Origin of the sequence: Lacimicrobium sp. SS2-24 (genome assembly GCF_002201535.1) — a bacterium.
In the GTDB taxonomy this organism is placed as follows: Bacteria; Pseudomonadota; Gammaproteobacteria; order Enterobacterales; family Alteromonadaceae; genus Lacimicrobium.
Genome location: NZ_NIWW01000001.1, coordinates 681,559 through 702,689, shown reverse-complemented (window position 1 = coordinate 702,689; position 21,131 = coordinate 681,559). Strand labels below are relative to the sequence as shown.

General features: G+C 50.8%; 17 protein-coding genes. 9 read left to right on the top strand and 8 right to left on the bottom strand.

What is annotated here, in order from left to right:
* Nucleotides 1-57 precede the first annotated feature (57 nt).
* From CCY32_RS03080 to CCY32_RS03065, 4 genes are all read right to left on the bottom strand, one after another.
* Nucleotides 58-891, bottom strand: a complete 834-nt coding sequence (locus CCY32_RS03080; protein WP_088329248.1) for an FAD:protein FMN transferase — start codon at nt 889-891, stop codon at nt 58-60.
* Nucleotides 892-962: 71 nt separating this feature from the next.
* The gene (locus CCY32_RS03075) at nt 963-2,261 is read right to left on the bottom strand and encodes a DUF3570 domain-containing protein (protein ID WP_088329078.1); all 1,299 of its coding nucleotides are present in this window, start codon (nt 2,259-2,261) and stop codon (nt 963-965) included.
* The gene (locus CCY32_RS03070; RefSeq protein WP_088329077.1) at nt 2,252-2,470 is read right to left on the bottom strand and encodes a DUF4266 domain-containing protein; all 219 of its coding nucleotides are present in this window, start codon (nt 2,468-2,470) and stop codon (nt 2,252-2,254) included. Before CCY32_RS03070 ends, CCY32_RS03075 begins: the two co-directional genes overlap by 10 nt.
* Entirely contained in the window at nt 2,470-2,973 is a 504-nt protein-coding gene (locus CCY32_RS03065; protein ID WP_088329076.1) for a TlpA disulfide reductase family protein, read from the bottom strand. Before CCY32_RS03065 ends, CCY32_RS03070 begins: the two co-directional genes overlap by 1 nt.
* A gap of 342 nt (nt 2,974-3,315) precedes the next feature.
* Here CCY32_RS03065 and CCY32_RS03060 point away from each other — a divergent pair, with 342 nt between their 5' ends.
* A complete protein-coding gene (locus tag CCY32_RS03060) occupies nt 3,316-4,923 on the top strand; it encodes an ABC-F family ATPase (protein WP_088329075.1) in 1,608 nt (535 codons plus the stop codon).
* Nucleotides 4,924-5,061: 138 nt separating this feature from the next.
* On the opposite strand, the gene CCY32_RS03055 is transcribed toward CCY32_RS03060, so the two are convergent.
* Complete coding sequence (locus tag CCY32_RS03055; protein WP_088329074.1) at nt 5,062-5,961, bottom strand: cation diffusion facilitator family transporter; 900 nt, start codon at nt 5,959-5,961, stop codon at nt 5,062-5,064.
* 128 nt (nt 5,962-6,089) lie between these two features.
* On the opposite strand from CCY32_RS03055, the gene CCY32_RS03050 reads away from it, so the two are divergent.
* The 3 genes from CCY32_RS03050 to CCY32_RS03040 all read left to right on the top strand — a co-directional run bounded on the left by CCY32_RS03050 (nt 6,090) and on the right by CCY32_RS03040 (nt 11,893).
* Nucleotides 6,090-7,808 carry a Na+/H+ antiporter NhaC family protein gene (locus tag CCY32_RS03050; protein ID WP_088329073.1) on the top strand — a complete coding sequence of 573 codons (1,719 nt, stop codon included), beginning with the start codon at nt 6,090-6,092 and terminating at the stop codon, nt 7,806-7,808.
* 333 nt (nt 7,809-8,141) lie between these two features.
* Nucleotides 8,142-10,775 (top strand): TonB-dependent receptor, encoded by a 2,634-nt coding sequence (locus tag CCY32_RS03045; RefSeq protein ID WP_088329072.1) that lies wholly within the window; start codon nt 8,142-8,144, stop codon nt 10,773-10,775.
* 314 nt (nt 10,776-11,089) lie between these two features.
* Nucleotides 11,090-11,893: a hypothetical protein gene (locus tag CCY32_RS03040; RefSeq protein ID WP_088329071.1), complete on the top strand. Its 804-nt coding sequence runs from the start codon at nt 11,090-11,092 to the stop codon at nt 11,891-11,893.
* 111 nt (nt 11,894-12,004) lie between these two features.
* Here the strand turns inward: CCY32_RS03040 and CCY32_RS03035 are convergent, their stop codons facing one another.
* Complete coding sequence (locus CCY32_RS03035) at nt 12,005-12,361, bottom strand: helix-turn-helix domain-containing protein (protein WP_088329070.1); 357 nt, start codon at nt 12,359-12,361, stop codon at nt 12,005-12,007.
* Nucleotides 12,362-12,488: 127 nt separating this feature from the next.
* On the opposite strand from CCY32_RS03035, the gene CCY32_RS03030 reads away from it, so the two are divergent.
* The gene (locus CCY32_RS03030) at nt 12,489-13,082 is read left to right on the top strand and encodes an NAD(P)H-dependent oxidoreductase (protein WP_088329069.1); all 594 of its coding nucleotides are present in this window, start codon (nt 12,489-12,491) and stop codon (nt 13,080-13,082) included.
* Nucleotides 13,079-13,627, top strand: coding sequence for a redoxin domain-containing protein (locus tag CCY32_RS03025; protein WP_088329068.1), 549 nt, complete (start codon nt 13,079-13,081; stop codon nt 13,625-13,627). The genes CCY32_RS03030 and CCY32_RS03025 overlap by 4 nt, the downstream gene beginning before the upstream one ends.
* A gap of 41 nt (nt 13,628-13,668) precedes the next feature.
* Here CCY32_RS03025 and CCY32_RS03020 read toward each other — a convergent pair whose 3' ends face one another.
* Nucleotides 13,669-14,697: an AraC family transcriptional regulator gene (locus CCY32_RS03020; protein WP_088329067.1), complete on the bottom strand. Its 1,029-nt coding sequence runs from the start codon at nt 14,695-14,697 to the stop codon at nt 13,669-13,671.
* Nucleotides 14,698-14,804: 107 nt separating this feature from the next.
* Between CCY32_RS03020 and CCY32_RS03015 the strand changes: the two genes are divergently transcribed.
* A complete protein-coding gene (locus tag CCY32_RS03015) occupies nt 14,805-15,518 on the top strand; it encodes a sterol desaturase family protein (RefSeq protein ID WP_088329066.1) in 714 nt (237 codons plus the stop codon).
* A gap of 58 nt (nt 15,519-15,576) precedes the next feature.
* On the opposite strand, the gene CCY32_RS03010 is transcribed toward CCY32_RS03015, so the two are convergent.
* A complete protein-coding gene (locus CCY32_RS03010) occupies nt 15,577-17,409 on the bottom strand; it encodes a M2 family metallopeptidase (protein ID WP_088329065.1) in 1,833 nt (610 codons plus the stop codon).
* A 417-nt stretch (nt 17,410-17,826) separates the two neighbouring features.
* Here CCY32_RS03010 and CCY32_RS03005 point away from each other — a divergent pair, with 417 nt between their 5' ends.
* Nucleotides 17,827-18,495, top strand: a complete 669-nt coding sequence (locus CCY32_RS03005) for a TetR/AcrR family transcriptional regulator (protein WP_088329064.1) — start codon at nt 17,827-17,829, stop codon at nt 18,493-18,495.
* 15 nt (nt 18,496-18,510) lie between these two features.
* Nucleotides 18,511-20,841 carry an acyl-CoA dehydrogenase gene (locus CCY32_RS03000; protein ID WP_088329063.1) on the top strand — a complete coding sequence of 777 codons (2,331 nt, stop codon included), beginning with the start codon at nt 18,511-18,513 and terminating at the stop codon, nt 20,839-20,841.
* Nucleotides 20,842-21,131 lie beyond the last annotated feature (290 nt).

Sequence of the window (21,131 nt, the reverse complement as noted above, 5' to 3'; positions counted from 1 at the left end):
TTTAAAGGTTAACCTATTGGTATGACAGCACCATGATCTGCATCAGTTTTTTACAGGTTAGCGGTAAATCCAATGGGTGACGCCCTGTTGTGTCAGAAAGGATTCGGCATTTTTTCCCTGCAACAGGGCCAGCGTGGCAAGAATTCCTGCCTGAACACAGTGTTCACTGGCAACCGTCACCGAGCGAGGGGCGTGACTGACCGGATAACCGGTTTTGGGGTTAAGAATATGACTGTAGCGAACGCCATCTTTGTATAAAAAACGGCGTGCATCACCACTGGTTGCCAGTCCGCCATGGGCAATGCGCAGAAGTCTGTTGGCCCGACCATCGCTATCGGGATTTTCGATGCCGATATGCCAGCACTGCTTGTTGCGTCTTGCTCTGGTCACCTGAATATCACCACCGAAGTTGACCAGCATTGAGCAATGTGGCACCAGTTCCGCGCACTTTTTTGCCACGGCGTCGACGGCGTATTCTTTGCCAATACCGCCAAAGTCGAGTTCAAATCCCTCAGGCATGAGAATTCGGTTGGCATCAAATTCAATCTTTTGCCAGCCAATCAGAGGCAGCAAGCTTTTCACCTGTTGTGGTGCTGGCAGACGATCTGAACCGTCAAATTTCCATGCCCGTCTCAGTACCCCGGAGGTAATATCGAATAAACCATCGCTCAGACTAAAGCAACTGTCCGCAAAACACAGCAGTTTGTAGGTCTCTTCATCAAGGGCAGCCCCTTTCCCGGCACTGTGATTGATTCGGTGACAGGTGTTGCCGGTCAGATAGCGGCTGTATTTGTGTTCTATTCGCTTTGCCTCATAGAAGGCGAGGGTAGTGAGATGCTCGGCGAGTTTTCTGTCGTTGCTGTCAATCAGTAGCTCACAGGGGCTGGCCATGGCAGAGAAGCGACCACAGTAGTGATCGCCCTGCCAACTTAGTTCAATTTCGGGTAGGTCGGGTGTTTGACTCAAAATCGATAACTCACCTGGGCCATCACGGCTTTCACACTGGGATAGAGGTCAAGATCCTGGAGTACGCCCGGCTCTGCAAAGCCCGGGTTCTTCGGATTCTGCTGGTAGTACTCAATTCTGAAAGACAACTCTTTTCCGTCATCGAGTAACATGCCGTATTTCAATCCCAGGGTAAAGGCGGTCATTTCTCCGACGCGATAATCTGCACTGGCGAACTGAGGTAAGCCCTCTGCTGCCATCAGATAAGGGCGATAGAAATCGGCAGCACTTTGCTGATAGTAACGAAAGTGTGGCTGAATATAGCTGTCCTGGGTCAGATTGAAACGTAAGCGTGAATCCAGGGTATGGGAATCAATGTCCCAGTCATCGGTTGTGAAGCGATATGACAAGTCGGCCACGCCACTGTCCAGTGCGTACTTGGTTTGCCAGAACACATTGTGACGGGTGCGACTGTCTGGCCGGTTCTCATACAGCAAGTCCTGCGTCAGACCTTGTGGATTGACCACACTCAGCATCTTAAAGGGATCGGTCATATAGCCATCAACCACAGACAGGCCGTAATTCAGCTGCATAATGGTGCGCCGGTTTATTACCTGCGTCAGACCCAGCATCAGATCCAGCGTATTTTTATCATCGCTGCCGCTCAAACGGGTTGCATCGAAGGCATCGTCAAAAGCCTGATCCGTGGCGTAGTCACTGCGCAGCGGCATGCTGGCAAACGCCACCGGGCGTCCCCCTTCAGGATCGATACTGTCAAAGGCATAGGAGAGTCCGGCAGAGACGGTGGTATTACGCTGATTGAAGTCTCTGGCAAGGTTGGCGTTAACGGCCATGGACAAGTAATCATACTCTTTAGACAGATGCACGCCGCTGCTTACGCGGTAGTCCTGCCACAGCGGTTGGGTCCATTGACCATTAAGCTGAATACGGGTATCGCGGAAGGTGTCATCCAGTGGCGTTTCTCCCGCAGCTATCTGGTACTCGCCTTTGCCTGATGGACGGGTGAAGGTTTGTGCACTTGGCTGTGCCACCGCACCCGTGGCGGAGGCGCCCGTCAGGCCATCGATGGTAATTTTGCCACTGAAGATATGTTCATTGCCAAAATCTTTGCTGGCAGAAAATACTCCCTCAACGGCGGTCACCCGCTCCGATTCGCCATAGTAAAGAATGGCGGTATCGAACTGCCAGGGTTCTGCTGTTGATGGGGATTCTTGTGCTATGGCCGGGGTACCCAACAAACTGCAGGTCGCCGCGGTCAGAGCACCAATAATGTTGTTGCGCTGATTTAGTTGCATCCGCAGCCGCCTCCTGCAAACGCACGGCCGCCACTGGCCGCTTCTTTGCTAAAGTAGATGTGGTCATCCAGCGCCAGATCCAGCGGATCGGCATTCAGAGACATTTCATCTTTTGCCAGCAGATCCCTTTCCCAGGGTTTGACGCCAACTGAAGCGCAAGCACTTAAAGATAGGGTCAGAACGATAACGAGTAAGCGTCTAAGTTTCATCACTGTGCTCCCATGCGGGTAATTAACTGTTCGGTATAGCGTTCGCCGAGCAGGGTTTTGATTTGTTGGTGGTAGAGGGGTTGTTTGTCGGTAAAAAAGCCCTGATGGATATGGCGCAGGTTACCGTCGGTATCAATCAGGTAGCTACTGGGCATCCCCAGCAACTGATAGCGCTCGGCAATACGCCCTTGAGGATCAAACTGAATATGAAATTGTGCCGGATGCGACGCTAAAAAGGCATTGGCCTGCTCTGTCTCAGCGTCCAGATTAATGGCCAGTACCACCAGGCCCTGATCGCCATACTCCTGTTGCAGTTGATTCATCCAAACAAAGGAATGGCGGCAGGGTTTGCACCATGAGGCCCAGAAGTCGAGGTATACCACTTTTCCTTTGAGGTCGGAAAGACGGTTTCCCAGTGTGGCATCGGTAAGCGTAAAATCCGGGGCTTGCTGGGCCATTAAAGGACCACTCAGCAGGCAAAGTAATAAGAGAATCTGGCGCATAACAACATCTTTTTTTATCTTCGATGGTGTTGAGCTTATCCGGTGATTCTTAACGTTTACTTAATCCTGCGCATAAGATGATGTTTTTACGGTGCGGTAAATAGCTGCATCCATGGCCATGCCGCGGCTTCCATGACTATAGACTCCGCTAGAACAGGGGATTCGGCACTTCGTTGACTGTTATCGCCATGAAAGGCCCTGATACTCAAGGCATAGCGACTTTTGCAGACAGCGCGGCGTAAACAGGGTAAACTTCGCGCCCTTTAATTTTCGTACCGGTGCAGGCAATACCAGAGATTTGGTTGGTATCACCCCTTTGCACCTCAATCCCTGCAGGCCATTATGATTTCTACCGCTAACATCACCATGCAATTTGGCGCCAAGCCCTTGTTTGAAAATATTTCCGTTAAATTTGGTGAAGGGAATCGCTATGGCCTGATTGGCGCCAATGGCTGCGGTAAGTCGACGTTGATGAAAATTCTTGCCGGTAAGCTGGAGCCCTCAGCCGGCCAGGTCATGCTGGACACTAATGACAGGGTCGGGGTGTTAGGTCAGGACCAGTTTGCCTATGAGCAATATACGGTGGTCGACACGGTGATCATGGGCCACAAGGAATTGTGGCAGGTCAAGCAGGAGCGGGATCGTATCTATTCTCTGCCCGAGATGAGTGAAGAAGACGGTATGAAAGTGGCGGATCTCGAAACAGAGTTTGCCGAAATGGACGGGTATACCGCCGAGTCCAGAGCCGGAGAGTTGCTACTGGGGCTGGATATTCCCGTGGAGCAGCATTTCGGCCCCATGAGTGAAGTGGCACCGGGCTGGAAACTGCGGGTACTGCTGGCACAAGTGTTGTTTGCGGAACCGGATATTATGTTGCTGGATGAGCCCACCAACAACCTGGACATCAACTCAATTCGCTGGCTGGAGCAGGTACTGTCACAACGCCAGGCGACCATGATCATCATTTCACACGATCGCCATTTCTTGAATCAGGTGTGCACCCATATGGCCGATCTGGATTATGGCGAACTGCGCCTGTATCCGGGTAATTACGATGAGTATATGACGGCGGCCACCCAGGCCAGAGAACAATTACTCAACGAGAATGCGCGCAAAAAAGAGAAAATTGCAGAACTGCAGACCTTTGTCAGCCGCTTTTCTGCCAATGCCTCCAAGGCCAAGCAGGCCACCTCACGAGCCCGCCAGATAGAAAAAATCGAACTGGCAGAGGTGAAAGCATCAAGCCGTGTCAGCCCCTTTATTCGTTTTAATCAGCACAAAAAACTGTACCGCACGGCGCTAGAGCTGGAGCAACTTTGCAGTGGTTATGACAAGCCACTTTTTCGCGATCTCAGTTTAATGCTGGAGGTGGGTGAAAAAGTGGCCATTATCGGCCCCAACGGTATTGGTAAAACGACCCTGCTGAAAACCCTGATGGGGCAGCTAGCGCCGAAATCCGGAACGGTGAAATGGTCCGAAAATGCCAGCATTGGTTACTATGCACAGGATCACAGCGAGGATTTTGCGCAGGATATGACGGTATTTGAGTGGATGAGTCAATGGAAAAACAGCGGCGATGACGAACAGACTATCCGCGGTATTCTGGGACGCATGTTGTTTTCTCAGGATGACATTAAAAAATCAGTCAAAGCCTTATCCGGTGGTGAAAAGGGCCGTATGTTATTTGGTAAGCTAATCAATCAGCAGCCTAATGTACTGGTCATGGACGAGCCCACCAACCACCTCGATATGGAATCCATTGAGGCGCTGAACCTCGCGCTGGAAAACTATCAGGGCACCTTGGTTTTCGTATCTCACGATCGCGAATTTGTCTCCTCCCTGGCCACCCGAGTGCTGGATATGACTAACGATGGCATCGTTGACTTCCAGGGACCCTATGAGGAATATCTGCGCGCCTGCGAACAAAAAGCCCGCGCGACAATGGCCTGAGTCTATACCATGCATGAATGGTGGCGAGGGCGTAAAGGACAAAGGCTCCCCACCGTGTTATCACGCCAGTTCATTAAGGTCTTGGAGGTATGGGGAAATACGCATCACCGCCACCATGTTTAAAGCTATTCCGCCCGCTTATTGGCTGATATCACGGCAGGCTTCTTCGGGTAACTCAATTTCGATGGTGGTATGAGCCAGCTCAAACCTGGCCAGTGTGTCACTGACCTTATCTTTAAGCTGCTGATATTGCACTGCGGACAATGGGCAAGCACTGACCAGATGCACGGTTAGCACGTGCTTTTCACCATCTAAGGACCACAGGTGCAGGTGGTGCGCATCGGTTACGGCGTCTATTTGCAGTAAGTCATCGCGGATTTCCTGCAACAGTTCAGGGTCGGGTGTACGTTGCAAAAACAGCCCCAGACTGGCGTAAGTGTGACGCAGCACGTTGATCAGAATAAATAGGCTGAAGCCTATGGCCAGAATGGGATCGAGGATGGGCCAGTCAACGAACATCATCACCACACTGACAATGAGCACGGCTACCCATCCCAACATATCCTCGAGCAAATGCCAGTTAAGGATTTTTTCATTCTGGGTTTTACCGCCATGGAGTTTCCAGGCGGCGTAACCATTGACCCCAATCCCGAGTATTGAGAGAGCAAACATGCCCAGGGCATGGGGCATTTCTGGTGCCCATAAGCGTGGAATCGCTTCTGATAAAATCCACAGGGTTCCGCCAATCAGTACCATGGCATTAAAGACCGCCGATAACAGCGATAAGCGCTTAAAACCATAGGTAAAGTGTTGATTAGCCGGTTTATCAGACAGCTTACTGGCAAGCCAGGCCAGACCAATAGACAAGGCATCGCCTAAGTCATGCACGGCATCGGCCATAATCGCGGTGCTGTTTGTTAGCACCCCACCAATGAACTCAATAATGGCAAAGCCAAGGTTCAGAAAAAAGGCGGTGGCTATCCTGTCCTGTGGCGGAGTGTGATGGTGGTGATGATGATGGTCGTGCATAGGGCCCATAGGGATAACCAATATCTGCCTGTCAGATTAACCCGTTCAGGCAACATGAACAACTTATCTGCGCTCGCTTTTTACCCGTAAAGGGTGTTATTTTACCTTTTATTTCATACTTTTAGCGGAGTAGTGCAGTGACTCGCAACGGCTTTACCTGGATCCTGTTAGCACTGGCCTGTGTCGCCGCCTTGCTGGCCAATCAATACCAGAATCCGCAATGGAAAGAGCAGAGCTATTTGTATGAAACCTTTATCAGCGCCGACGGCAAACTGAAATATCGTCACCAGGGTGAAGAGATTCTCATTGACGAGGTGGTCGATTATGCCGAGTCACCCTTGCGCCAGGCGGCACTGGATAAATTGGAGGGCGAACCAGAGCTAAGCCGTCAATGGGTAAAAAAAGCCGATGGCGAGATTGTGCTGCTCAAGACCGACTATCACTACGGCGCCTGGTCCCTGTTACCGGCTTTTATCACGATTGCGCTGTGTCTTATCAGCCGTGAACCCATTATTGCGTTGCTTGGCGGAATTGTTTGTGGCGCCTTTTTAATGGGGCAGATGGACATCATTGATAAGGTTCTGATCCCCAGTCTTGGCACGGAGAGCGCCGCTGGGATTCTCATCCTGTACTTATGGTTGCTTGGCGGGCTGACGGGTGTGTGGGCGAAGACCGGTGCCGCGCAGGCCTTTGCACAGAGTATGACCACACACTTTGTGCGCGGGCCCAAAAGTGCCAAAGTGGTGACCTGGATGCTGGGAATTCTGTTTTTTCAGGGCGGTACCATCAGCACCGTGCTGGTAGGCACAACCGTGCGCCCCATTGCCGATAAAGCCGGTGTCAGTCACGAAGAGCTCAGTTATGTGGTGGATTCTACGGCGTCACCCATCGCCGTGTTTCTGGCCTTTAATGCCTGGCCGGCATATGTGCAGGCCTTTATCTTTGTACCCGGGGTGGCCTTTCTGGCCACAGAAGCCGATCGCATCGCGTTTTTCTTTGCCAGCGTGCCCTTAAGCTTTTATGCGATTTTAGCGGTATTCGGTACCTTTTTGCTGAGTATGAATTTTCTGACTTTCTCCGGTACGCGGCTGAAAAAAGCCAATCAGCGCGCCGCCGAAACCGGGCAGCTGGATGCCCCGCAGGCACGGCCTATGAGCTCCGGCGAGCTTCATCGTGCCACCGTTCCCGAGCATTACCGGCCCAATCAGTGGGAATTTATTTTACCGCTGGTGACCTTATTAGGTATCGCTGTGGGGAGTTTTGTTTTTCTGGGCTCTCCGAAAGTCAACTGGGCATTTGGTGCGGCCCTGGTGCTGGCGGCAACCATCGCCCTGGTCAAGGGTATGTCACTGGAAAACCTGTTGGATGGCTTCGGTGACGGCTGGAAAAGCGTAGTGGTGGCCTCTGTGGTGCTGATGCTGGCGATCACCATTGGCGGCATCAGTAAAGAGGTTGGGGGCGGCTTGTACCTGATCGATTTATTGGGAGAACGGTTGCCCTACTGGACATTGCCTGTGACTTTGCAGCTTATTACCATGGTTATTGCGTTTTCAACCGGAACCAGTTGGGGCACCTATGCCATTGCCTTCCCACTGGCGATGCCATTGGCCTGGGTCATTGCCACACAACAACAGCTGGCCAATCCAGAGCTGTTTATGATGGTGTGCTTCGCCACCGTATTAAACGGCAGTGTCTATGGCGATCAGTGTTCCCCCATCTCCGATTCTACTATCCTCAGTTCTATGACCACAGGCTGTGATCTGATGGACCATGTCAAATCTCAGTTGTATCCCGCCAGCCTGGCTGCCGGCGTGGCGGCGCTGCTATGGACAATCATGGCGGTGGTCAGCGCCTGAGTCTGGGCCCACTGCTCCGACATTACATTTTTTTTACAAACAGCGCTTGTCTTACATCGGACGAACCGATATGTTGTATCTGCGAATCCGATAGTTTGTGAATTGCGCTAAAACTAACATCGCATAAAACCCCTGATTTCAGTCGGTTAGCGATGTAATGGCGGCGGATCATCGTTCAACTCACAGACTGTACTTTCGTACTGTATAACAATAAGACATTGCGAGTTAGTCGACGTGTGACGAACAGTTAAGCATTGCATCAAATGCGGCACCGGAAGTGCCTGTAAGGCGCACCGGGCCAGCGATATAATAACTACAAGTTGGAGAAGGTCTATGCCTGCCCAAATCACACATCTATCTAAAAGCATTAAATATGCCCTCACATCAGCAGCGGCAGCCAGTCTGGCTGTCAGTTTAAATGTGTCAGCACAGGAAGAAGAGCCTGCTGCTGAAGAAACCGGTCCGGTCGAAAAAATCGCCATTGTTGGTACCCGTTCTGCCCCGCGCTCCGTTGGAGACTCGGCGGTGCCACTGGATATCATTGGTGCTGAAGAATTTGCGGCCCAGGGCTCTACTGACATGATGTCAATGATGAGTACGGTCGTACCTTCATTTAACGTCAATGATCAGCCCATTAATGATGCTTCCACACTGGTGCGTCCGGCGAACCTGCGTGGTCTGGCATCGGATCACACACTGGTGCTGGTGAACGGCAAACGTCGTCATCGCAGTGCGGTTATTACCTTTCTCGGCGGTAGCCTCTCCGATGGGGCTCAGGGACCGGACATTTCCAATATTCCAGCCGCAGCACTCAAGCAGGTGGAAGTACTTCGCGATGGAGCAGCGGCTCAGTATGGCTCTGATGCCATCGCCGGGGTGATTAACTTTGCCCTTAAAGATGATGCCGACGGCGGTATGATCGAAGCGCGCTGGGGCGAGACCATGGAAGGGGACGGTGATACATTGCAGGTTGCCGGTAATATAGGTTTGCCGCTGACCGACGATGGCTTTGCTAATTTCTCCATGGAATATCGTGAGGCCGATCCGACCAGTCGCAGTGTACAGCGTGACGACGCCGCCGCTCTGGCAGCTGCCGGTAATCCGGATATCGAAAATCCGGCGCAAATCTGGGGTACTCCTGAAATCAAATACGATTTCAAACTGGTGGGTAACTTCGGGCTGGATTTGGGTAATGATAATGAAGCCTACATGTTCACCAACTGGGCTGAGCGAGAAGTGGAAGGCGGTTTCTATTACCGTAACCCGCATACCCGCGGCGGTGTTTACGATGGTGGCATTGAACCTGCCGATTTAAACGGGGATGGAGAAATTGATGAAGGAGAAGGACATCAGCTTCTTCTGGTGGGTGATATAACCGGTGATATGAGTGGAAATTGCCCCAACGATATTCGTGTGGGCGATAATGTGCTGGACAATCCTCGCTACATTGATGAAGTGGCTAACAACCCAAATTGCTGGGCCTTTAACGAAATGTTCCCGGGCGGTTTTACGCCTCGCTTTGGCGGTGTCGTGACCGATGCGTCCATTGTTATGGGCACCAAGGGCTATACCGAGAGCGAATGGTTCTACGATATCAGTATCGGTATGGGCTACTCGCAAATCGAGTATAAAATTAAAAACACACTCAACCCGTCTCTGGGGCCTGATACGCCTACCGAGTTCGCGCCGGGCACAGCCAGTCAGTTAGATAAAAACTTTAACCTGGATGTCTCCAAAGAGTTTTCCTTTGACAGCCTGTATGAGCCACTGGCCTTTGCCGCGGGTATTGAATACCGCCGTGAGACCTTCAAACAGGAAGCTGGTGATCCGGCATCTTTTGCTGTAGGGCCACTAGCCTTTAATCCGGCCACCGGAACCTCTCAGGGCTTTGGTATTGGTTCTAACGGTTTCCCGGGAATCAAACCGGAAGCAGCTGGCGAGTGGAGCCGCGGTAACTGGGCAGGCTATGTAGATGTTGAAGCCTATCTGACGGAAAATCTGATGATCGGTGCTGCCGCCCGTTATGAGGATTTCACCGACTTTGGTTCAACCTTTAACGGTAAGCTTTCTGCCCGCCTGCAGATGACCGATACCTTTGCTATTCGTGGTGCGGTGAGCACGGGCTTTAAGGCTCCCACAGTGGGCCAGAGTAATGTGATTAACGTCACCACGGCCTTTGTGGGCACGCAGCTGCAGGATCAGGCATTGCTGCCACCGACGAATCCTATCGCGGCACTTAAAGGTGGTGAACCCCTGGAGCCGGAAGATTCTGTGGCGTACAGCTTCGGTCTGGTAGGTGAGTTTGAGAACGGTTTGTACCTGACCATTGATTATTTCAATGTGGAAGTGACCGATCGTCTGAGCCGGACCTCTGCTATTCCACTGACTCAGGATGACATTGACTCACTATTGGCTCAGGGTATTCGTGATGCCACCAGCTTCAGCAGTGTGGTGTATTTTACCAATGACTTCGATACCACCACTCAGGGTATTGATGTGGTCATGAACTACAGCAATGAAGTGTTTGGCGGTGACATGAAATATTCACTGGCCTATAACTGGACGGATACCACGGTCGATGATTTCAACCCGGATAACATCAATCTGGCTAAGGTTGAAATGCTCGAAGATAACCTGCCAGCGCACCGTGCGACCTATACCATGAACTGGTCAAAAGAAGATTTCAGAGCGCTGATGCGTCTGAACTACTTCGGTGACTACTACGAGGATCACGTTGATGCGGGTGGTGGTCTGGATATTTATCCCGGTGCTGAGCTAACGGTGGATATGGAAGTCGGCTATTTCATTACCGATGACTTCCAGATTGCCGGTGGTGCCAAAAACCTGTTCGACAACGAACCGGATCTGAACCCCTTCGCTGGCGTAGTAGGGTCTAAGTATCCCACTACCTCACCTATGGGGATTAATGGTGGCTTCTATTACATCAGAGGCGTCTACACCTTTTAAGTAAAACGTTGATAGTGCAAGTAAAGGTCACTGCCTGGAAAGTCAGTGGCCTTTTTTTATGCTCGGCGTACCCGCCTTACCCATGTACTCATAAATCCGGCGCATTTTAGTATCTTGCGTGATGGGTTGCTGATTCAGTGGTGTATTTTTCCCGTCCGGGTGCAAGAGGACAAATAAGCAAATAAGATGTAGTCTGGTAAAAAATAGCGTGCAGTCATCAGTTTCTGACGTATTGGGACTCCTTTTAAGTGTCAGGGTCACCTTTACCGGTGGTGTCAGATAAAGGTAAAACCTGACCAATAAGGAGATGGGTTATGTCACCCCAAAACCCTAGCAATGCGATGCCACAGCGTCCTGATTATGTGTTGCTGGCCGTTGGTATTATCTTACTGTTTATTCCCCTGTTATTTGTGCTGTATGACCCTCACGTGTATGACAAAGCCGGATTATATTTAAGGATTATTGCTGCACTGGGTGCCGGACTGGTAGGCGGTTCGCTTCCGGGCTTTTTACACATTGACCTTCCTTTTGCCCGAGCCGGAGGGACGGTGGCGATTTTTTTGCTGGTGTACGCGGTGAATCCGCCCAAACAATCGGCGGATATGAGCAGTATTAATGACGGTTTTTCTGCGCCTTCACCTTATGATAGCGAGACCCTTGCGGACAGGCCCGAAACGTCATCATCGGCGACCCTGCCTCCGCAACAGGCTGACCACCAAGAGGGGAGAGGACCCGCTTCAGTGCCTGTCGAGCCGGTTGCTACTTCGCCCATCACTCGCTGGCAGACTGTGCTTGGAACCAGCTGGGTTAAGCCCAGTGATTGGCTGGGAAGACATTTCTTTTTAACGATCTCGGATGGTCTGTACGTGTGGCCGGTGGAGATTGATTCTGCCGATAAGAAAGCCCGGTTTATCGTTAACACCAGTCATACCAGTCGTACCTCGGGTACCCTTGTGCTAGACCGTGTCTGGTTAAGGGAAGGGCAAAACGAGATATTTGAGTATCAGGATACGCAATATAGACTGACCTTGGTTGATATTCAACAGGCCGGGACGTTGCCCACTGACGCCACTTATATCAAGGTAGAACGGCAGGTACGCGGCGGGGATGAGTTTTGACATGGATGTGAGGCTGGCTTACAAAAAACGATAAGCCTGGCCGAATAGCTGGCAGCAGCCATAATTTGTTCAGAACGAACAACGATAAAGCAAAACAGCATAGCCTGAACACTACAAATCGTGTTGTTCAGACCATTTACGCATGTCTTCTAAAAAGCCCAATGCAGTTTGCCCGAAGGGCGTAAGCTGGTAGGTCACGGCAACCGGACGCTGTGCGATTACCGTTCGCTTGACCATACCTTTGGCTTCGAGCTCTTTAAGTCGCTGATCTATCATCTTTTTACTTGCGCCCCCTAACATTCGGCACAGATCGTTGAAGCGTACTGGCTCATCTTTGAGATGGTAAATAATTGAGCCTGTCCACTTCCCACCAATGAGGCGCATGCCTTTTTCAATAGCACAGGGCTCATGGCAAGCATCTATCACTTTTTTACGGCCGTTACTTACTGTTTTTACTGTGCTTTTCACGTTCTAAGCCACCATTGTTACCAGGTTACAAAAAGTATACTAATTGTTTTAAATTCAAAGGTTACTAAAATATACCACCTATTTATTTCAAGACAACATTTATGAGATTTCATTTGGAGAACAATGCGTGAGTAATATTTTAATTATCAATGCCCATCAACATTACCCCTTTTCAGAAGGCAGGCTCAATAAGACCCTGACAGAAAAGGCCGAAAAGCAACTGCAACTGATGGGACACCAGGTCACTGTGGTAACCATGACACCAGAGTTGGATGTGGAAGCACAGCTAGAGCTGCACCAATGGGCTGATGTGATCATCCTGCAATCGCCGGTCAACTGGATGGGGGTGCCATGGTTATTTAAAAAGTATATGGACGAGGTCTACACGGCAGGGATGGGGGGAGCATTATGCCATGGTGATGGACGCTCCGAAGCGCAGCCGAAGAAAAACTATGGCCGCGGTGGGACCATGACAGGCAAGAAATATATGCTGTCTCTGACAGCTAATGCGCCGGCCGAGGCCTTCAACGACACAACTGAATTTTTTGAAGGTAAGAGCGTAGATGACCTGATGTTCCCTATGCACATGAACTTTAAGTTCTTCGGTATGCAGCCTCTGCCAACCTTTATCTGTCATGATGTGATGAAAAATGCCCAGGCAGAGGCCGATTTAGTCCGGTATGAAAAACACCTTAAAGCTTTGTTTCAGGAGTCAGAATGAGCAATCAATATCGAAGTGAAAAACTGCCGGCCGGCTCGCCATTTCCTGATATCCAGGCAACGCTGCCCGGGGGGCAACAGGTCAAGCTGGCTGATATTAGCCCGGGATATGACTGGAAAATGCTGGTGGTGTATCGCGGGCAGCATTGCCCCATGTGCACGCGATATCTCAGACAGCTTGAGGGTGCCAGAGCTGCGCTGGCCTCTATCGGCGTCGATATTCTGGCCATCTCCGCTGACGGTGAAGCACAGTTGCAAGGTCATCAGAATGAGCTTCAGGTGAGCTATCCCATTGCTTACGGACTCAGCCCGTTACAGATGAAAACGCTGGGCTTGTATGTATCAGAACCCCGATCAGCACAGGAAACCGACCATGTGTTTGCTGAGCCCGGGCTATTTGTGATCAACAGCGACGGTAGGTTACAGGTGGTAGATATTTCCAATAATCCTTTTGTGCGCCCGGATGTCGATACCCTGGTCAATGGCCTTAAATGGATAAAAGATCCCAGCAATCATTACCCAATACGCGGAACACATATCCTGTAGGTGATGTTGGCATAGCACTTTCCATTCGCAGATAACGCGGTCTAATGTTTGGGCTCCAGTCCAATCTGATGGCGGTATTGATTGGGCTGCATTGTGCTCCAGCGCTTAAAGGCTCGTGAAAAGGCACTGGGTTCAGAAAAACCCAGCCGCTCAGAGATGCCCGATAAAGACATACCGGCATGGGCCAGCCATTCACAGGCGAGGCTGTATTTTGCTTCATCCAGCACCCTGGAAAAGGTGCTGTTATGTGTTTTTAAAAGGCGTTGTAACTTGAAAGGTTGTAGTTCAAGCTGAGCGGCAATGTCTTTTAAAGAGGGCACGTCTCCTTGCCTGATGGCGGCAATGGTGAGTGTCTGAATGTGCATCATCATATCGCTTTGATGGCTCAGTAACCGTTTCAGTCGCTCCGATTCCTGCAACAGAGTTTCATACATGACCGGATCGGCAAACTGTGATGGTGTGGACAGAAATTCGGGGTCAAACACCAGTGCATCATATTTCTGCCCTGTCACCACGGTGGTTTGCCAGAGTGTTTCATAGCGCCTGAGGATGTCAGTAGGCAGTGTCTGTCGACGGTGAACGGCTGTCAGTGGCAGCTGGCGGCCGGTGATCTGGCTGGCACAGGCATACCAGCCACCCAAGAAGGCATCACTGACAGACGCGGAAATCTCGGCAACATGAGGGTGCCATTGCAAATGGCAAAGCTGGTCTTGCTGATGAAAACGGGCGCTGCCTGCTGAACTGGCAAGCACTTCATAGCGTATCAGCATATCCATGGCCCGGCGTAAATCCGGTGCCACCTGGGCCAGGTAACCGAGAAAGCCAAAGGCATGGGTATCCAGACTCAGACCAAAACGCAGGCCAAAGGTGGCATCGGCGTGTTGTGCACAGAGACTGTCCATCAGTGCGCAGAGCAGGTTGACATGGACACGCTGACCGCTGTGTCCTTGCATAAAAGGGCGGGCCATGGCGGGAACCGAACCGGACTGCTGACCAAATTGCAACAGTCGTTTGAGGTACGCGCCGGATAAATGGTGTGTCATGTCAGGTGTGATGTGTTCTGTGGTCAATGTACTTTGCCTTTAGAGTGCTACGCTGATCCTTCCATACTATTGGGAGCATTGGCAATGCATTTGTCAAATGCGCAGATAATATTGTGAGCTCAGGAGATACGTATATGAAGACGATGAGTCCGGCTGCCATCCGTACATTTCGCGAGCACTACAGGGCGAAAAACATTGGCAGACTCTACTCTGGTTATGTTCATTTTGGTTTTACCATCACATTATGCTTAGTGGGAATGGGACTGTGTTTGACCCGCCTGGAATCAGTGACCATGTGGGAATGGCTCACCATTCCTGTGACGTTTTTGTATGCCAACCTGGCAGAGTATTTTGGTCACAAGGGGCCCATGCACAAGCCGGTTAAAGGACTGCAGATCATTTTTGAGCGCCATGCCAAACAGCACCATAGGTTTTTCACTGATCAAACCATGGCTTTTGACAACAGCCGGGACTTTCACGCGGTGTTATTCCCACCGGTGATGTTGCTGTTTTTTATCGGTGTTTTTGCCCTGCCTGTGGGGATGTTGCTGGCCTGGCTGATGACACCCAATGTGGGCTACCTGTTTGCGTTTACCGGCATTGCTTACTTTCTGAATTATGAGGTGTTTCACTTTATATTTCATGTATCTGATACAAGCTTCATCTACCGAATCCCCGGTATGCGGCGCTTACGTCAGTTACATCAGGATCACCATCGTTTGGACTGGATGAGCCAATACAACTTTAATATTACTTATCCTATCGGAGACTGGTTGTTTGGTACCCTTAAAAAAGAGAGCCAGGTTCAACCGCTGCACACCCAGCAGCAGGAAGAATCGCCGAAATGAAAATAAAAAGGCCGGCGAAAGCCGGCCTTAACTTATCTGAATTTCTTTACTGACGGGTTCAGAAACCGCACTGACGGCCCTCGTTCTGCTTATCCAGCCAGGTTTTGAGTGGGGCAAAGTAATCCAGAACCGCGGTGGCATCCATTTGTGGTGAACCGGTCAGGCTCTCCAGTGCTTCCTGCCACGGGCGGCTTTGTCCCATTTCCAGCATGGCGTTAAGGGCGTTACCGGCTTCCTTGCTGCCATAAATTGAGCAGCGATGAATGGGGCCTGTATCGCCGGCAATTTCACACAGTGCCTTATGGAACTGGAACTGCAGAATATGCGCGAGGAAGTAACGGGTGTAGGGCGTATTGCCAGGTACGTGGTATTTGGCACCCGGGTCGAACGCATCGGCTGGGCGCTCAATGGGGGCTCTGACACCCTGATATTTCTCACGTAATTCCCACCAGGCCTTATTGTAATCTTCAGGCTTTACTTCACCGGAGAAAACTTTCCAGCGCCACTGATCCACCATCAGACCAAAGGGAATAAAGGCGATTTTATCCAGGGCCACCTGCATCAGCATGCCGATGTCATTAGACGCATCGGGGATATTCTCTATCAGGCCAATCTTTTTCAGATATTTAGGCGTAATCGACAAGGCGATGGTGTCACCAATGGCTTCGTGGAAACCATCATTGGCGGAGCCACGGTAGACCAGAGGTAACTGGTTATAGGCGCGCTGATAGTAGTTGTGCCCCAGCTCATGGTGGATAACGTTAAATTCTTCACCGGTTTTCTGGATACACATCTTGATACGCAAATCGTCTTTATCGTCGATGTTCCATGCAGAAGCATGGCAAATCACGTCACGATCACGGGGTTTGGTAAACTGTGAGCGTTCCCAGAATGTCTCGGGCAATGGGTCGAAGCCGAGTGAGCTAAAGAAAGACTCAGCCTGTTTCACCATTTTAATTTCGTCGTAACCTTTATCTTTGAGCGCTTTGGTTACATTGGGCACCGTCATTTTTTGCTCGGGTTTGACCAGCTCATAAATGTTGCCCCAGGTTTGTGCCCACATATTGCCCAGCAGGTGCGCCGGAATCGGTTGATCCTGAGGTACCACATCCGTTCCGTAGTGTTCACCGAGCTTCGCTCTGACATGACAATGCAGGGCGTCGTAGAAGGGTTTGACCTGATTCCAGGTGCGATCCAGCTCCGGACCAAATTCCTCGGCGGGCATATCATATTTACCACGCCACAGGTCACTGGTGTCTTCAAAGCCAAGTTCCTGGGCTCCTTCGTTGGCCAGGGTAACCAGCTCTTCATACAAAGGTTTCATCGGTGGGCTGATTTGACGCCAGCCCTGCCAGATATCGAGTAATTGTTTGTGGTCACGAACTTTGGCCATTTTAGCGGTCATATCGCCCAGACTCATGCATTCGCCTTTCTCAGGGCAGTACTTACCCTTGCCATACATGCCATCGAGCTCAGAGGACAGTTTGGCCAGGCGCTCTGATTTTGCAGATTCAGAGGGCGGCGCCAGCACAAAGGAGTTGACCAACAGGTTAAGCTGACGACGGGTGTCGGCATCCACCTGAATATCGTTAAACTTGGCCGCTTCTTTCGCCAGTTCCGCTTGTCGGGATGAGAACTTCTCGCTTAGATACGCGGAAACGGCGGAGGTGTCCTGATTAATGTAGGTGGCATAGGCCCATGCAGCCTGGACGGCAGGTAACTGCAGCTTTTCCAGTTCGGCCTGTGCATTGGTGATAAAATTACGTGCGTCTTCGGCCGTCAGTGCCTGTGCATTACCCTGCGCCTGATTCTGTGCCTGTTGTTCACAAGACACAGTACCCAGTGCCATGGCCACAACCAGAGCGGGCATGGTGATCTTCTGTCGAAACATAGTATTCCCTCGTTATTATTATCAGGCTGATGAGACAAAGTGCGTTCAGCCGTGACCGCCAGTATATCAAGGTGTCGGCAATTTGGTATGGGCACGCAGCATTGAGACAGAAGATGGCGTAAAAAAAGACCCGGTTTCAAAAAGCGCTAGTGAAATCGGGTCCAGGGAGAGAAGGAAACACACAACATGTTACTGATTATTACGACCTGTTCAGTTTGTGTTCAGTTCCGCAAAGTTTGCCCTTCTTTTAAATAAATATAAAAAATGCATTAAATACAATAAATTAAACACATCCTACCAGTAACAAAATGTGATCATGAACGAGAAAGCCCAATGAAATAATTTTCAAACGGGCGCTTGAAATTAGTTCGGGATAGGGTTAAATTCAAACTACTGTTTGAATTGGGTGTTTGATATATGGCAATGGATACCAAAACACAAATCTTAAATGCTGCAGAGCAGCTTTTTGCCGAACATGGCTTTGGTGACACGTCTTTACGTGCCATTACTACTGAGGCCAAGGTGAATCTGGCGTCGGTCAACTATCATTTTGGCTCGAAGAAGCAGCTTATTCAGGAAGTGTTACAACGCTACCTGAAGGTGTTTATGCCGCAGGTGGACCAGCAGGTAAAAGCCTTGCTGGCAGAACACCCCCAGCCCAGTGTGGAACAGGTTTTTACCAGTCTTGTGAAACCCTTGTTGTTGCTCAATCAGGTGCGTCCCGACGGTACTGCGTTGTTTGTACGGTTGCTCGGTCGCGGTTACTCCGAATCCCAGGGGCACTTGCGTAAATATATTACCTTTCACTATGGGCAAATGTTGAAGAATTTTGTCGATGCGGTGCACCTGGCGGTGCCCGAGCTCTCTAAAGCGGAATTGTTTTGGCGCTTACACTTTGCCATTGGCACCTTCGTGTTCACCATGGCATCGAGTAAGGCCCTGAGCGAAATTGCGCTGGCTGACTACCAGCAACAAGTGACAGTCGAAGGCATTATCCACCGGTTAATGCCTTACATCTCAGCTGGCGTGGGGGCAAAAGCCCATGTCAGCATGAATCAGTCAAATCCGGTATTGGAAATTGCATAACCTGAGGGTGTTATTATGTCTATTTTGTTAATTATTGTTGTGCTCGCCGCCATTATTTTGGGGGTGACCGACATCAGACGAAACCTGATTACCAAACCGGTATTTCAGATATTCAAAAAAATTCTTCCACCCATGTCCAGTACTGAACGTGAAGCCATGGAAGCGGGTTCAATTTGGTGGGAAGGGGAGCTTTTCCGCGGAAAGCCGGACTGGAACCAGTTACACGGTTATGCCAAGCCTGCGCTGAGCGAAGAAGAGCAGGCCTTTATGGACAACCAGGTTGAAACCCTGCTGGCGATGTTGGACGACTATAAAATTGTGCATGAACAAAAAGACCTTCCTAAAGAGGTCTGGGAGTATCTGCGCAAGGAAGGCTTCTTTGCCATGATCATTCCGAAGTCTTTTGGCGGTAAAGAGTTTTCTGCTATTGCCAATTCTACCATTGTGTCACGCATATCGACCCGCTCGCTGAGCGCGGCGGTGACCGTGATGGTGCCTAATTCACTGGGTCCGGGTGAGTTGCTGATGCACTATGGTACACAGCAACAGAAAGATTACTGGTTGCCTCGTCTGGCCGACGGCACGGATGTGCCTTGCTTCGCCCTGACCGGACCAGAAGCCGGTTCTGACGCGGGTGCCATTCCCGATGAAGGCATTGTCTGTAAAGGGATGCATGAGGGTAAAGAGGTTCTGGGTCTGAAACTGACCTGGGATAAACGCTATATTACCTTAGCGCCGGTAGCGTCCGTACTGGGGCTGGCGTTTAAAATGTACGATCCGGATGGCCTGTTAGGCGACCAGAAAGAACTGGGTATTACCTGTGCGCTGATCCCAACTGATCATCCCGGCGTGGAAACCGGCGAGCGCCATTATCCTGTGGCAATGGCCTTTATGAATGGTACCACTCGCGGTAAAGACGTCTTTATTCCACTGGAGTGGATTATTGGTGGGCCCGATTATGCCGGTCGTGGCTGGCGCATGCTGGTAGAGTGTTTGTCTGCCGGTCGTGGTATTTCACTACCAGCCCTGGCTACTGCGAATGCACAGCTTTCTGCACGCACAACCGGCGCCTATTCTGTAGCACGTAAACAGTTTGGTCTGTCCATTGGTAAGTTTGAAGGGGTGCAGGAAGCCATGGGGCGCATTGGTGGATTGACCTATACCCTGGAAGCTATGCGCACCATGACAGCCGGTGCTATTGATTTGGGCGAGAGCCCCTCGGTAGTCACTGCCATCGCCAAATATCACATGACCGAAATGTCCCGTGAGGTGATCAATGATGCGATGGATGTGCATGCCGGTAAAGGCGTGCAGTTAGGGCCGAAGAACTATCTGGGTCACCAGTATTTCGGTACGCCTGTGGCCATCACTGTTGAGGGTGCCAACATTCTTACCCGCAACCTGATGATCTTTGGTCAGGGGGCAACACGCTGTCATCCTTATGTGTTTGCTGAAATGGAAGCAGCGGCCAATGAAGACGCCGAACAGGGTCTGAAGGACTTTGATGGCCTGTTGATTAAACACGTGGCGTTTGCTGCCGGCAACTTCTTTGGTTCGCTGTGGCAGGGACTGACGGCCGGCCGATTCAATTCGGCGCCGGTATCTGGCGAGACGGCCGTTTACTACAAGCAGTTGTCACGCATGTCAAAAGGTCTGGCGCTGTGTGCTGACTTCTCCATGCTGATTCTTGGTGGTGACCTGAAGCGTAAAGAGATGATCTCCGCGCGTTTGGGTGACGTGTTAAGCCAGTTGTACATTGCTTCAGCCGTGCTTAAACGTTATGAGAGTGATGGACGCCAGGTAGCCGATCTGCCCTTTGTGCATTATTCATTGCAGCGCTGCATGTACAAAATTGGTCATGCCTTCGAGGGGTTCTTCCAGAACTTCCCGAATCGTCTGGTGGCCAATGTGGTGAAAAGGGTTGTCTTCCCCTGGGGCGTGCATTATCAGATGCCTCAGGATGACATCACGCAGCAGGTCAGCGACAGTCTGATGCAGCCTGGAGTGATGCGCGATCGCCTGACTCACCTGTGCTACATCGGGGATAAAGAAGACGATCCGGTGGGCATTGTTGAGCGTGCCTTCATGGCCATGCATGATGTGGTACCGATCGAGAAGAAATTGCTCAAGGCGCAAAAAGCGGGGCAGCTTGCTCGTAAACTGCCCTTTGACAAAATGCTTGAAGCGGCGCTGGAGCAGGATATTATCTCACAGCATGAAGCCGAGCAGCTTAAGCGCACGGACGGACTGCGTCGTAACGCATTGAGCGTTGATGATTTTGCGCCTGGTGAGCTTGAAAACCTGGGCAAGAAGACATCTGCATCGAAGAAAAAGTCAGTGGCCTAAGCCTTCTTAGCTAAGGTTCACAGAATGTAAAACCGGTCGTTTCAGGCGACCGGTTTTTTTATGTCCGGCGAAGCGCAATATGCCTTAAATATTGGCAACAGCCTTATAGTGATCCCACCCCAAAACCATCTGGCACCTAGTTTTAATCTGCACAGACTCGGCGCACACAAGGCGCAGAGTTAACGGGATGCTGTCATTTCCGGGGAGCTGTGGTTTGGGGCAAGCTCTTAAGGCATAGCAGAGGTTCGTAGTGCCTGACTGCGTAATCGCAAGAATAGATTATATTGTTT

Coding starts and splice junctions, on each gene's coding strand:
- CCY32_RS03080 (WP_088329248.1), bottom strand. CDS start 891: ATGGCCAGCCCCTGTGAGCTACTGATTGACAGCAACGACAGAAAACTC.
- CCY32_RS03075 (WP_088329078.1), bottom strand. CDS start 2,261: ATGCAACTAAATCAGCGCAACAACATTATTGGTGCTCTGACCGCGGCG.
- CCY32_RS03070 (WP_088329077.1), bottom strand. CDS start 2,470: ATGAAACTTAGACGCTTACTCGTTATCGTTCTGACCCTATCTTTAAGT.
- CCY32_RS03065 (WP_088329076.1), bottom strand. CDS start 2,973: ATGCGCCAGATTCTCTTATTACTTTGCCTGCTGAGTGGTCCTTTAATG.
- CCY32_RS03060 (WP_088329075.1), top strand. CDS start 3,316: ATGATTTCTACCGCTAACATCACCATGCAATTTGGCGCCAAGCCCTTG.
- CCY32_RS03055 (WP_088329074.1), bottom strand. CDS start 5,961: ATGGGCCCTATGCACGACCATCATCATCACCACCATCACACTCCGCCA.
- CCY32_RS03045 (WP_088329072.1), top strand. CDS start 8,142: ATGCCTGCCCAAATCACACATCTATCTAAAAGCATTAAATATGCCCTC.
- CCY32_RS03040 (WP_088329071.1), top strand. CDS start 11,090: ATGTCACCCCAAAACCCTAGCAATGCGATGCCACAGCGTCCTGATTAT.
- CCY32_RS03025 (WP_088329068.1), top strand. CDS start 13,079: ATGAGCAATCAATATCGAAGTGAAAAACTGCCGGCCGGCTCGCCATTT.
- CCY32_RS03015 (WP_088329066.1), top strand. CDS start 14,805: ATGAAGACGATGAGTCCGGCTGCCATCCGTACATTTCGCGAGCACTAC.
- CCY32_RS03010 (WP_088329065.1), bottom strand. CDS start 17,409: ATGTTTCGACAGAAGATCACCATGCCCGCTCTGGTTGTGGCCATGGCA.
- CCY32_RS03005 (WP_088329064.1), top strand. CDS start 17,827: ATGGCAATGGATACCAAAACACAAATCTTAAATGCTGCAGAGCAGCTT.
- CCY32_RS03000 (WP_088329063.1), top strand. CDS start 18,511: ATGTCTATTTTGTTAATTATTGTTGTGCTCGCCGCCATTATTTTGGGG.